This window comes from Pseudomonas sp. MLB6B, assembly GCF_054508135.1.
Map to the genome: position 1 here is coordinate 1 of NZ_CP199313.1, position 13,281 is coordinate 13,281.

General features: G+C 56.8%; 8 protein-coding genes, 2 tRNA genes and 3 rRNA genes. All 13 read right to left on the reverse strand.

All coding sequences use genetic code 11. The features are described 5' to 3' along the window. Nucleotides 1-53: 53 nt before the first annotated feature. The 13 genes from rrf to ACSMEV_RS00065 all read right to left on the reverse strand — a co-directional run bounded on the left by rrf (nucleotide 54) and on the right by ACSMEV_RS00065 (nucleotide 13,278). Nucleotides 54-169 (reverse strand): 5S ribosomal RNA (gene rrf, locus ACSMEV_RS00005). A gap of 125 nt (nucleotides 170-294) precedes the next feature. After that, a 23S ribosomal RNA gene (locus tag ACSMEV_RS00010) occupies nucleotides 295-3,187 on the reverse strand. A gap of 257 nt (nucleotides 3,188-3,444) precedes the next feature. Beyond that, nucleotides 3,445-3,520: transfer RNA gene (locus ACSMEV_RS00015), tRNA-Ala, on the reverse strand. Nucleotides 3,521-3,551: 31 nt separating this feature from the next. Continuing rightward, nucleotides 3,552-3,628: transfer RNA gene (locus ACSMEV_RS00020), tRNA-Ile, on the reverse strand. Nucleotides 3,629-3,714: 86 nt separating this feature from the next. After that, nucleotides 3,715-5,251: ribosomal RNA gene (locus ACSMEV_RS00025) — 16S ribosomal RNA — on the reverse strand. Together the 16S, 23S and 5S rRNA genes with 2 tRNA genes alongside form the textbook arrangement of a ribosomal RNA operon. Before the next feature lie 497 nt (nucleotides 5,252-5,748). Then, nucleotides 5,749-6,351 carry a protein-methionine-sulfoxide reductase heme-binding subunit MsrQ gene (gene msrQ / locus ACSMEV_RS00030; RefSeq protein WP_459206754.1) on the reverse strand — a complete coding sequence of 201 codons (603 nt, stop codon included), beginning with the start codon at nucleotides 6,349-6,351 and terminating at the stop codon, nucleotides 5,749-5,751. Beyond that, nucleotides 6,351-7,364, reverse strand: a complete 1,014-nt coding sequence (gene msrP / locus ACSMEV_RS00035) for a protein-methionine-sulfoxide reductase catalytic subunit MsrP (RefSeq protein WP_459206755.1) — start codon at nucleotides 7,362-7,364, stop codon at nucleotides 6,351-6,353. The genes msrQ and msrP overlap by 1 nt, the downstream gene beginning before the upstream one ends. Before the next feature lie 78 nt (nucleotides 7,365-7,442). Then, the gene (gene pssA, locus ACSMEV_RS00040; RefSeq protein WP_296265763.1) at nucleotides 7,443-8,294 is read right to left on the reverse strand and encodes a CDP-diacylglycerol--serine O-phosphatidyltransferase; all 852 of its coding nucleotides are present in this window, start codon (nucleotides 8,292-8,294) and stop codon (nucleotides 7,443-7,445) included. Between the two features lie 154 nt (nucleotides 8,295-8,448). Then, entirely contained in the window at nucleotides 8,449-9,465 is a 1,017-nt protein-coding gene (ilvC, locus tag ACSMEV_RS00045) for a ketol-acid reductoisomerase (protein WP_459206756.1), read from the reverse strand. Between the two features lie 56 nt (nucleotides 9,466-9,521). Beyond that, nucleotides 9,522-10,013, reverse strand: a complete 492-nt coding sequence (gene ilvN / locus ACSMEV_RS00050) for an acetolactate synthase small subunit (protein WP_296265768.1) — start codon at nucleotides 10,011-10,013, stop codon at nucleotides 9,522-9,524. 1 nt (nucleotide 10,014) lies between these two features. Next, on the reverse strand, nucleotides 10,015-11,739 hold the full coding sequence (locus ACSMEV_RS00055; protein WP_459206757.1) for an acetolactate synthase 3 large subunit: 1,725 nt from the start codon (nucleotides 11,737-11,739) through the stop codon (nucleotides 10,015-10,017). 409 nt (nucleotides 11,740-12,148) lie between these two features. Further along, on the reverse strand, nucleotides 12,149-12,484 hold the full coding sequence (locus ACSMEV_RS00060) for a YqcC family protein (protein WP_459206758.1): 336 nt from the start codon (nucleotides 12,482-12,484) through the stop codon (nucleotides 12,149-12,151). Then, entirely contained in the window at nucleotides 12,481-13,278 is a 798-nt protein-coding gene (locus tag ACSMEV_RS00065) for a tetratricopeptide repeat protein (protein ID WP_459206759.1), read from the reverse strand. Before ACSMEV_RS00065 ends, ACSMEV_RS00060 begins: the two co-directional genes overlap by 4 nt. Nucleotides 13,279-13,281 lie beyond the last annotated feature (3 nt).

The window sequence follows — 13,281 nt, forward strand, 5'->3', positions numbered from 1 at the left end:
AGAAAAGACAAAACCCCTACCTGCATGCGCAGATAGGGGTTTTGCGAAATGAATCTTGACGATGACCTACTCTCACATGGGGAAACCCCACACTACCATCGGCGATGCATCGTTTCACTGCTGAGTTCGGGATGGGATCAGGTGGTTCCAATGCTCTATGGTCGTCAAGAAATTCGGTTGCCGGTTCGTCGTTGCCGACGGGCCAGCCAATTCGGATATGTGATGATCTGTGTGCGAATCTTCGTCGATGCGTCTTCCACCCAACCTGCGCTTGGCAGATTGCTTGGGTGTTATATGGTCAAGCCTCACGGGCAATTAGTATTGGTTAGCTCAACGCCTCACAGCGCTTACACACCCAACCTATCAACGTCGTAGTCTTCGACGGCCCTTTAGGGGATTCAAGATCCCAGTGAGATCTCATCTTGAGGCAAGTTTCCCGCTTAGATGCTTTCAGCGGTTATCTCTTCCGAACATAGCTACCCGGCAATGCCACTGGCGTGACAACCGGAACACCAGAGGTTCGTCCACTCCGGTCCTCTCGTACTAGGAGCAGCCCCTCTCAAATCTCAAACGTCCACGGCAGATAGGGACCGAACTGTCTCACGACGTTCTAAACCCAGCTCGCGTACCACTTTAAATGGCGAACAGCCATACCCTTGGGACCGGCTTCAGCCCCAGGATGTGATGAGCCGACATCGAGGTGCCAAACACCGCCGTCGATATGAACTCTTGGGCGGTATCAGCCTGTTATCCCCGGAGTACCTTTTATCCGTTGAGCGATGGCCCTTCCATACAGAACCACCGGATCACTAAGACCTACTTTCGTACCTGCTCGACGTGTGGGTCTCGCAGTCAAGCGCGCTTTTGCCTTTATACTCTACGACCGATTTCCGACCGGTCTGAGCGCACCTTCGTACTCCTCCGTTACTCTTTGGGAGGAGACCGCCCCAGTCAAACTACCCACCATACACTGTCCTCGATCCGGATGACGGACCTGAGTTAGAACCTCAAAGTTGCCAGGGTGGTATTTCAAGGATGGCTCCATGAGGACTGGCGTCCCCACTTCAAAGCCTCCCACCTATCCTACACAAGCAAATTCAAAGTCCAGTGCAAAGCTATAGTAAAGGTTCACGGGGTCTTTCCGTCTAGCCGCGGATACACTGCATCTTCACAGCGATTTCAATTTCACTGAGTCTCGGGTGGAGACAGCGCCGCCATCGTTACGCCATTCGTGCAGGTCGGAACTTACCCGACAAGGAATTTCGCTACCTTAGGACCGTTATAGTTACGGCCGCCGTTTACCGGGGCTTCGATCAAGAGCTTCGCTTGCGCTAACCCCATCAATTAACCTTCCGGCACCGGGCAGGCGTCACACCCTATACGTCCACTTTCGTGTTTGCAGAGTGCTGTGTTTTTAATAAACAGTCGCAGCGGCCTGGTATCTTCGACCGGCATGAGCTTACGGAGCAAGTCCTTCACCCTCACCGGCGCACCTTCTCCCGAAGTTACGGTGCCATTTTGCCTAGTTCCTTCACCCGAGTTCTCTCAAGCGCCTTGGTATTCTCTACCCAACCACCTGTGTCGGTTTGGGGTACGGTTCCCGATTGTCTGAAGCTTAGGAGCTTTTCTTGGAAGCATGGCATCAACCACTTCGTCGCCTAAAGGCAACTCGTCATCAGCTCTCGGCCTTAAGATCCCGGATTTGCCTAAGATCTCAGCCTACCACCTTAAACTTGGACAACCAACGCCAAGCTGGCCTAGCCTTCTCCGTCCCTCCATCGCAACAATCGCAAGTACAGGAATATTAACCTGTTTTCCATCGACTACGCTTTTCAGCCTCGCCTTAGGGACCGACTAACCCTGCGTCGATTAACGTTGCGCAGGAAACCTTGGTCTTTCGGCGTGCGAGTTTTTCACTCGCATTGTCGTTACTCATGTCAGCATTCGCACTTCTGATACCTCCAGCAAGCTTCTCAACTCACCTTCACAGGCTTACAGAACGCTCCTCTACCGCATCACCAAAAGGTGATACCCGTAGCTTCGGTACCTGGTTTGAGCCCCGTTACATCTTCCGCGCAGGCCGACTCGACTAGTGAGCTATTACGCTTTCTTTAAAGGGTGGCTGCTTCTAAGCCAACCTCCTAGCTGTCTAAGCCTTCCCACATCGTTTCCCACTTAACCAGGATTTTGGGACCTTAGCTGACGGTCTGGGTTGTTTCCCTTTTCACGACGGACGTTAGCACCCGCCGTGTGTCTCCCATGCTCGGCACTTGTAGGTATTCGGAGTTTGCATCGGTTTGGTAAGTCGGGATGACCCCCTAGCCGAAACAGTGCTCTACCCCCTACAGTGATACATGAGGCGCTACCTAAATAGCTTTCGAGGAGAACCAGCTATCTCCGAGCTTGATTAGCCTTTCACTCCGATCCACAGGTCATCCGCTAACTTTTCAACGGTAGTCGGTTCGGTCCTCCAGTCAGTGTTACCTAACCTTCAACCTGCCCATGGATAGATCGCCCGGTTTCGGGTCTATACCCAGCGACTAAACGCCCTATTAAGACTCGCTTTCGCTACGCCTCCCCTATTCGGTTAAGCTCGCCACTGAATATAAGTCGCTGACCCATTATACAAAAGGTACGCAGTCACCTAACAAAGTAGGCTCCCACTGCTTGTACGCATACGGTTTCAGGATCTATTTCACTCCCCTCTCCGGGGTTCTTTTCGCCTTTCCCTCACGGTACTGGTTCACTATCGGTCAGTCAGTAGTATTTAGCCTTGGAGGATGGTCCCCCCATATTCAGACAAAGTTTCTCGTGCTCCGTCCTACTCGATTTCATTGACAAGAGATTTTCGTGTACGGGGCTATCACCCACTATGGCCGCACTTTCCAGAGCGTTCCACTAATCTCAAACCAACTTAAGGGCTGGTCCCCGTTCGCTCGCCACTACTAAGGGAATCTCGGTTGATTTCTTTTCCTCAGGGTACTTAGATGTTTCAGTTCCCCTGGTTCGCCTCTTGCACCTATGTATTCAGTACAAGATAACCAGCTTGTGCTGGCTGGGTTCCCCCATTCAGAGATCTCTGGATCACAGTCTGTTTGCCGACTCCCCAAAGCTTTTCGCAGGCTACCACGTCTTTCATCGCCTCTGACTGCCAAGGCATCCACCGTATGCGCTTCTTCACTTGACCATATAACCCCAAGCAATCTGGTTATACTGTGAAGACGACATTCGCCGAAAATTCGCAATTTGCGCTTACGCGCAGAACTCACAAATTTTACCTTAGCCTGATCACCACCAGTGAAAGTGGCCATCAGTCTATTTCTATCACATATCCGAATTTTTAAAGAACGATCTGACAAAAGTCAGAAATCAACATTCAGTGCACTCAAGCGTTGAGTGGAATGTTCATTTCTAAGTTCTGAACAGCAAAACGATGCTAAAAAGTGGTGGAGCCAAGCGGGATCGAACCGCTGACCTCCTGCGTGCAAGGCAGGCGCTCTCCCAGCTGAGCTATGGCCCCGTGTGTCGTAGCGTCTAGCCGCACCATGAAATGGTAGGTCTGGGCAGATTTGAACTGCCGACCTCACCCTTATCAGGGGTGCGCTCTAACCAACTGAGCTACAGACCTATAACAGGGTCGCGTTACAGCATCGTCTTCGTACAATGAATCAAGCAATTCGTGTGGGAGCTCATCAGCAGGCTGATGTCGTCGATTAAGGAGGTGATCCAGCCGCAGGTTCCCCTACGGCTACCTTGTTACGACTTCACCCCAGTCATGAATCACACCGTGGTAACCGTCCTCCCGAGGGTTAGACTAGCTACTTCTGGTGCAACCCACTCCCATGGTGTGACGGGCGGTGTGTACAAGGCCCGGGAACGTATTCACCGTGACATTCTGATTCACGATTACTAGCGATTCCGACTTCACGCAGTCGAGTTGCAGACTGCGATCCGGACTACGATCGGTTTTGTGAGATTAGCTCCACCTCGCGGCTTGGCAACCCTCTGTACCGACCATTGTAGCACGTGTGTAGCCCAGGCCGTAAGGGCCATGATGACTTGACGTCATCCCCACCTTCCTCCGGTTTGTCACCGGCAGTCTCCTTAGAGTGCCCACCATAATGTGCTGGTAACTAAGGACAAGGGTTGCGCTCGTTACGGGACTTAACCCAACATCTCACGACACGAGCTGACGACAGCCATGCAGCACCTGTGTCAGAGTTCCCGAAGGCACCAATCCATCTCTGGAAAGTTCTCTGCATGTCAAGGCCTGGTAAGGTTCTTCGCGTTGCTTCGAATTAAACCACATGCTCCACCGCTTGTGCGGGCCCCCGTCAATTCATTTGAGTTTTAACCTTGCGGCCGTACTCCCCAGGCGGTCAACTTAATGCGTTAGCTGCGCCACTAAAATCTCAAGGATTCCAACGGCTAGTTGACATCGTTTACGGCGTGGACTACCAGGGTATCTAATCCTGTTTGCTCCCCACGCTTTCGCACCTCAGTGTCAGTATCAGTCCAGGTGGTCGCCTTCGCCACTGGTGTTCCTTCCTATATCTACGCATTTCACCGCTACACAGGAAATTCCACCACCCTCTACCATACTCTAGCTTGCCAGTTTTGGATGCAGTTCCCAGGTTGAGCCCGGGGATTTCACATCCAACTTAACAAACCACCTACGCGCGCTTTACGCCCAGTAATTCCGATTAACGCTTGCACCCTCTGTATTACCGCGGCTGCTGGCACAGAGTTAGCCGGTGCTTATTCTGTCGGTAACGTCAAAACAACCAGGTATTCGCTGACTGCCCTTCCTCCCAACTTAAAGTGCTTTACAATCCGAAGACCTTCTTCACACACGCGGCATGGCTGGATCAGGCTTTCGCCCATTGTCCAATATTCCCCACTGCTGCCTCCCGTAGGAGTCTGGACCGTGTCTCAGTTCCAGTGTGACTGATCATCCTCTCAGACCAGTTACGGATCGTCGCCTTGGTGAGCCATTACCTCACCAACAAGCTAATCCGACCTAGGCTCATCTGATAGCGCAAGGCCCGAAGGTCCCCTGCTTTCTCCCGTAGGACGTATGCGGTATTAGCGTTCCTTTCGAAACGTTGTCCCCCACTACCAGGCAGATTCCTAGGCATTACTCACCCGTCCGCCGCTGAATCGAAGAGCAAGCTCTTCTCATCCGCTCGACTTGCATGTGTTAGGCCTGCCGCCAGCGTTCAATCTGAGCCATGATCAAACTCTTCAGTTCAATACTGCTTGGGTTTTTAAGAAACCCTAAACTTGGCTCAGCAATCTCAAATGACTATGTGATTTCTCGCATGGTCACTTGTGATGCTGATAATCTTGGTGACTATCAGTCCGTACTCACAAGCACCCACACGAATTGCTTGATTCAAATTGTTAAAGAGCGGTTGGTTGAGCCTTTCGTCTCAACCGAGGCGCGCATTCTACGCTGTCCTCAGTGTCTGTCAAGTGTTTATTTTGAAGTGTTTTGCGAGAATCTCGTTCAACTTCAACCACTTGGCTCGCTGCGACCTCTCGTAGCGGGAGGCGAATCATACAGCGTTACAACCTGCTGTCAACTGCCTTTTTCACCGCTGCCGATCAGAAGATCGAAGCGCTTCCAGCCTTCAGAAAACGTTCAACTCATTGAATCTCAAGGAGTTTTCCGTTCCGTTTGCCCCGGAAGTGGTGCGCAGTATAAAGAGATCTGGCGAGGGGTCAAGGGCTTATTTCAAAATAGTTTCAAACCGCCCTGCTTCGGGTACTTTTCAGGCGTTTGGCGATTGCAGGCATCCTGACCATCAATAGCAGCGCACCGATGCTCGCATAGATAGCCCATTCGGCCAGGTCCGAACGCACGATCCAAAGGAAGTGCAGCAGTGCCAACCCTAGGATGGCGTACGTCAGTTTGTGCAGCCTCTTCCAACGCGCACCCAACCGGCGCTGACTGTAGCGATTGGAAGTGGCCGCCAACACCAGCAAACCCAGAAAAGCCAACGCACCGACGATAATGTATGGACGCTTGCTGAGCTCAACGGCCAACTGCCCCCAATCGAGCCCCAGTACGAACACCAGATAGGCTGAAAGATGAAGCCCTATATAAGCGCACGCCCACAGGCCTATCTGGCGCCGCGCGACTATCCAGCCTGCCCAGGTGGTCATACGCTGCAACGGCGTCATGGCCAACGACGCCAGCAAGAAGATCAACCCGCCCAATCCAAGACGGTCGACCAGAATCTTCCCTGGGTCCGGCCCCAGCAAGTTGGTGGCCGCTTCGTACAACCACCACGCAGGAAAAGCCAGCCCCAGGATGAAAATCGTCAAGCGGAACAGTGGGTAGCGCATCAGTAGTTCTTCCGCAGATCCATGCCCTGATAAAGCCCTGCCACTTCCTCGGCGTAACCGTTGAACATCTCGGTGTTACGCACATTCGGACTGAACAGTCCACTCGGCAGCCGCCGCTCGCGCGCCTGGCTCCAGCGCGGGTGGTCCACGGTCGGATTGACGTTGGCATAGAAGCCATACTCGGTAGGCGCCAAGCCCTGCCAGGTGGTCTGCGGCTGTTGCTCCACCAAACTGATACGCACGATGGACTTGATACTTTTGAAGCCGTACTTCCAAGGCAATACCAGACGCAATGGCGCACCGTTCTGGTTGGGCAGTTCACGGCCATACATGCCCACTGCCAACAGCGCCAATGGGTTCATGGCTTCATCTAAACGCAAACCCTCCACATAGGGCCAATCGATCAGCGCGAAACCGGACCGTTGCCCCGGCATGCTCTTGGGATCTTCAAGGGTTTCGAAACGTACGAAGCGGGCCTTGGACGTAGGCTCGACGCGCTTGAGCAGCTCAGCCAGCGAAAAGCCCAACCATGGAATGACCATGGACCACGCCTCCACACAGCGCAGCCGATAGACACGTTCCTCGAACTGGCTCGGCTTGACCAGGTCTTCCAGCGCATAGCGCCCAGGCTTGCCTACTTCGCCATCGATCACCACGCTCCAGGGCTCGGTCTTGAGGCTACCGGCGTTGGCGGCCGGATCGCCTTTGTCAGGCCCGAACTCGTAGAAGTTATTGTAATGGGTGGCATCCTTGTAAGGCGTGATCGCCTCATCCTTGACCGTGACAGCGCCCCAACGGGTACCGGGCAGTTTGTCAGTGAACCAGGTTGGCGCTCTACCAGGCTCGACGTCGGCATAACGCGAGGCTTCGCTCGCCGCGCCGATACGCGGAAGCCCGGCCACGGCCAGACCGGCGAGCGAGCCGCCAAGCACGCTACGGCGCGAAAGATAGAGGGATTCAGGGGTGATCTGTGAAGCGGCGCAGTCGGAAGACTTGCGAATCTTGATGAGCATGATGGCTCCATAGCACGGGTAGCGAATGTACCTGTAAGACTATGGAGCCTGACGCTTATTCCTGCATCTGCCGGATTATTAGCGTTTGCGACGGCGGCTGCGCAGCAGGAACTGGATAGGTCCGGATGCGGCATAGCCCAGGAAGATCAAGAGGAGGATTCGCGGCGGATCGCTGAATACGACTGCGAACACCAGGACAACAGCCAAAATGGCCACGAATGGCACACGCCCCTTGAGGTCCAGCTCTTTGAAACTGTTGTACTTGATGTTGCTGACCATCAGCATGCCGGCCGCAGCGACGATCAGTGCCACTAGGAACGACAGCTTCGACCCTTGAATCCCATAGTCGCTGAAGGCCCATACGATGCCCGCCACCACACCCGCCGCCGCCGGGCTGGCAAGCCCGATGAAGTAGCGCTTGTCGGCCTTGCCGACCTGGGTGTTGAAACGCGCCAGGCGCAGTGCCGCACCCGCCACATAGATGAAGGCGACCATCCAGCCGACCTTGCCCATGTCGCCAAGCGCCCAGACGAACGCCAGCAACGCCGGGGCGACACCAAAGGCGACCATGTCCGACAGCGAATCGTATTCTGCGCCAAAGGCGCTCTGGGTATTGGTCATGCGTGCGACGCGGCCGTCCAGGCCGTCGAGGACCATGGCCACGAAAATCGCGATGGCGGCGAAGGCAAAGTAGTTGCTGGCCTCGCGCGGGTTGCCGGCACTCATGTAGCCGTGGGCGTTGATCGAACTGATGATCGAGTAGAACCCAGCGAACAGGTTGGCCGTGGTAAACAGATTGGGTAGCAGGTAGATGCCGCGATGCCGCACTTTGTGCCCATCCGCATCGTGCCCCTCTTCGACATGCTCGTCGACAGGCAACAGGCTTTCGGCGTCGGAGGGCGTATGCGGCTCTTCGGGACGTTCGCTCATGTAAAAGTACCTTGCAACAGGGTGGAAAACGTTCGACACGGGCGCGTATGACCGGTTCGGCCACACGCGCCACCGGTCAGCTTTATACCAGATGCCGGCCCCAGAACGAAAAAACGCGGCCGAGGCCGCGTTTTTCGTGTGATCGAGACCGAACTCAGTTCTTGGCCTTGTCGACGATTTTGTTCGCCGAAATCCACGGCATCATCGAGCGCAGTTGCTCGCCGATGACTTCGATGCCGTGGGCAGCGTTGTTACGACGCTTGGCGGTCATCGATGGGTAGTTGGTGGCGCCTTCGCTGATGAACATCTTCGCGTACTCGCCGTCCTGGATGCGCTTCAGCGCATTGCGCATGGCCTTGCGGGATTCGTCGTTGATGACTTCAGGACCGGTCACGTACTCGCCGTACTCGGCGTTGTTGGAGATCGAGTAGTTCATGTTGGCGATGCCGCCTTCGTACATGAGGTCGACGATCAGCTTCAGTTCGTGCAGGCACTCGAAGTAGGCCATTTCCGGCGCGTAGCCCGCTTCGACCAGGGTTTCGAAACCGGCTTTGACCAGCTCGACGGTACCGCCACACAGCACGGCCTGCTCACCGAACAGGTCGGTTTCGGTCTCGTCCTTGAAGGTGGTTTCGATGATGCCGGTACGGCCGCCACCGACGCCAGCGGCGTAGGACAGCGCAACGTTCTTGGCATTACCCGAGGCGTCTTGGTAGATCGCGATCAGGTCAGGAATACCGCCGCCTTTGACGAACTCGGAGCGCACGGTGTGGCCTGGAGCCTTCGGCGCGATCATGATCACGTCGAGGTCGGCGCGCGGGACGACCTGGTTGTAATGGATCGAGAAGCCGTGGGAGAAGGCCAGGGTAGCGCCCTGCTTGATGTTCGGCTCGATTTCGTTCTTGTACAGGGTGCCCTGGAATTCGTCCGGGGTCAGGATCATGACCAGGTCGGCCGCAGCGACGGCGCTGGCGACGTCAGAGACTTTCAGGCCATGGGCTTCGGCCTTGGCGACAGTGGCCGAGCCTTTGCGCAGGCCGACGGTGACGTCAACGCCGGAGTCTTTCAGGTTGCAGGCCTGGGCGTGGCCCTGCGAACCGTAACCGATGATGGCGACTTTCTTACCTTGGATGATGGAAAGGTCGCAGTCTTTATCGTAGAAAACTTTCATGCACATACCCCTGGTTATATCTCGGCCCCTGTAGGGCCATCGCTAATTGTATTGAGTCAGATGCTCAGGACTTTGTCGCCACGCGCGATGCCGGTCACGCCACTACGGACGGTTTCCAGAATCGAGGCCGTACCGATCGCCTGGATGAAGCTGTCGAGTTTGTCGCTGGTACCGCTCAACTGCACGGTGTAGACGCTGGCGGTGACGTCGACGATCTGCCCGCGGAAGATGTCCGTGGTGCGTTTGATCTCGGCCCGTTGAGCGCCAGTTGCCTTGACCTTGACCAGCATCAGTTCGCGCTCGATGTGCGCGCTTTCCGACAGGTCGACCAGCTTGACCACCTCGACCAGCTTGTTGAGGTTCTTGGTGATCTGCTCGATCACTTCGTCGTGACCGACCGTGGTCAGCGTCAGACGCGAGAGGCTCGGGTCTTCGGTGGGCGCCACGGTCAGGCTTTCGATGTTGTAGTTGCGCTGGGAAAACAGGCCGACCACGCGAGACAAGGCACCGGGTTCGTTTTCCAGCAGCAGGGAAATGATGTGCCGCATATCAGGTACGCTCCGTCTTGCTCAGCCACATGTCGCGCATCGAACCGTCCTTGATCTGCATCGGATAGACGTGCTCGGTGCGGTCGATGGCGATGTCGATGAACACCAGCCGATCCTTCATCGCGAAGGCCTCTTCCAACTTGGGCTTGAGGTCTTCGAGCTTGGTGATGCGGATGCCGACGTGGCCATAGGCTTCGGCCAGCTTGATGAAGTCGGGCAGCGACTCGACGTAGGAATGCGAGTGGCGACCGTTGTAGGCCATGTCCTGCCACTGACGTACCATGCCCAACACGCCGTTGTTCATGTTGACGATCTTCACCGGCAGACCGTACTGCATGCAGGTGGACAGCTCCTGGATGTTCATCTGGATGCTGCCTTCGCCGGTCACGCAGGCCACGTCCTGTTCGGGGAAGTTGAGTTTGATGCCCATCGCCGCCGGGAAGCCGAAGCCCATGGTGCCCAGGCCGCCGGAGTTGATCCAGCGGTTGGGTTTGTTGAAGCGGTAGTACTGTGCGGCGAACATCTGGTGCTGGCCGACATCGGAGGTGATGTAGGCATCGCCCCGAGTGACTTCGCACAGGGTTTCGATGACTTTCTGCGGCTTGATGACGTTGCCGTCGCCCTTGTCATAAGGGAACAGGCCTTGGTCGCCACGCCACTCGTTGATTTGCTTCCACCAGGCGTCGGCCGCGGCTTTGTCGGGCAACTCGCCGATTTCCTTGAGGATCGCCTGCATTTCGGTCAGTACGCTGTCGACCGGGCCTACGATCGGCACGTCGGCCTTGATCAGCTTGGAGATCGAAGCCGGATCGATGTCGATATGGATGATCTTGGCATTCGGGCAGAACTTGGCCGGGCCATTGATCACGCGGTCATCGAAGCGCGCACCGACGGCGAAGATCACGTCGGCATGGTGCATGACCATGTTGGCGGTGTAGCTGCCGTGCATGCCGAGCATGCCGACGAACTGGTCGTCGCTGCCGGGGAAGCAGCCCAGGCCCATCAAGGTGTTGGTGACCGGCAGGTTCAGCGACTTGGCGATCGCGGTCAGGGCTTCGGAGCCGCCGCCGAGAATCACTCCGCCACCGGCGTACACCACCGGGCGCTTGGCGGCCAGGAGCATCTCGGCCGCTTTGCGGATCTGCCCGGAGTGGCCGCGTACGGCCGGGCTGTAGGAGCGCAGCTTGACCTTCTTCGGGTAGACGTATTCGAACTTCTCGGCCGGGTTGGTCATGTCTTTCGGAATGTCGACCACGACCGGGCCAGGACGGCCGGACTCTGCCAGGTAGAAGGCTTTCTTCAAGATCTCGGGGATCTCGCTGGCGTGCTTGATCATGAAGCTGTGCTTCACGATAGGCCGCGAGATACCGATCATGTCGGTTTCCTGGAAGGCGTCGGTGCCGACCATGGTGCTGGGTACCTGACCGGACAGGATCACCATCGGGATCGAGTCCATATAGGCCGTGGCGATACCGGTGATGGCGTTGGTTGCGCCAGGGCCGGAAGTCACCAGCACGACGCCGGCCTTACCCGTGGCACGGGCGTAGCCATCGGCCATGTGGGTCGCGGCCTGCTCGTGACGAACCAGGATGTGTTCGACTTCCGGTTCCTTGAACAGGGCATCGTAAACATGAAGGAGAGCACCACCAGGGTACCCGTAGATGTGCTTAACGCCTTCGTCGCGCAAAAAGCGGACGACCATTTCAGCGCCGGATAAGAGCTCCACGATGTTCACCTCTAAAACGCCAGAATACCGTCCTCGATGGACGGGTCTTAATAGGTTTACTGCCAAGCAGAGCATGAGCGAAAACGTCAGCACTGACTGAGCAAGTATTGGGATCGCCCCAGAGTGTTGCGGGGGGTTCCCACCCAGCGCGAGGTAACGCGTTGCGGGGTGTAGCAGGCGGCGCGGGTATGCGCCTCATGATCTGCTTGGCGGGTCTGCTTCTGGCAGTCCCCCTTAAGCGGAAACTGGATTCTTCTTATTCGGCGGCTTCAAGTCAAGAAAAATTATTGCGGATAATCTCTCAGGACGATTAGTTGCCACCACGTTTCACTACCGTTGCAGCAGAAAAATAAAGTTATCCATAAAAAAGGGCCACAAATTGCGGCCCTGAGGGTGAAAAGAGCAGAAATCAGGCGTCAGCGCTGATCGAGCGATCGAAGGCTGCCAATAGTCGGCGCAACTCGCGACTTTGCTCGGGACGGTCCGCGAAGACCGTTTCGGCCATGACCAGGATGCCGGAAGCATTGGGCAATGGATGGCCGCCTTCGATGATCTGCGCCATGCGCGGCAGGAAGATCCATTGCAGCCATTGCTCGAACGCCATGGTGTCGACGGCGAACGGCTCGACGCTGGCCAGCGCCTTGGGATCGGGCACAGTACTCACCCACCAGCCCTGCACCTGCAATTCGCGCTCGATCAGCAGCAGCTGATCGGCGATGTCCAGCACACGCTGCTCGACGGTCATAGGCTGACCTTGGCTTTCTGCCTTGCCGCCGCCGCGCCTGCGCTGTCGCCCTGTTTTTCACGGGCTTGGGCGATGGTGTTCCACAGCTCGGCTTGCAAGCTGGGGCGACCGTTGGCGTAAGTCAGGGCGCGGCGGGCCAACTGCTCGGCTTGCGCGGCATCGCCCTGGCTTAGACGCACCTGGGCCAGACGGAACAATACCTGGGGTTCGCGCGGCGCGATGCGCTGGGCGCGCTCCAGGCTCGAAGAGGCACCGTTGAAGTCACCACTGCCCTGCTGTTGCTGCGCGGTAGTCAGCAATGCCAGTACCGGGCCGTCGAGCTGCTCGTCGGCGGCCAGTTCCGCAGCGCGGTTGCTGCGCGGAATACCGGTCGGGGCGCTGGCGGCAGGCGCGGATTGCGGTGCGGACATCGACGCGATGTCGAACGGCTCGTCGGCGATGGGGTTCGGGTCGGTGGTGATGGGCGCGGTATTGACGGGCGCCGTCTCGATGGGCGTGGCCTCGATGGGCGTGGCGCCGCTACCGGCCGGGAACGACTGGATCGGCGAAGCGCCCGCACCTTGGGGAATCATCACGGTCACGCCGGAGTCTTCCGGCAGCGACTGTGCCTGGGCAGTGCCGGTGTTGGGCGCTGCCGCCGTGTGCGCACGCTGCTGGATGCGCTCGCTGTTGGACACCCGAGAGCTCGACTCCACGACCGGAATGTTGCCGCGCGGAACGCTGGAGCAACCCTGCAGCACGGCAATGGCCGTCAAGACTGGAAACCACCACTTGTTCAATTCACGCCCTCTCATGCT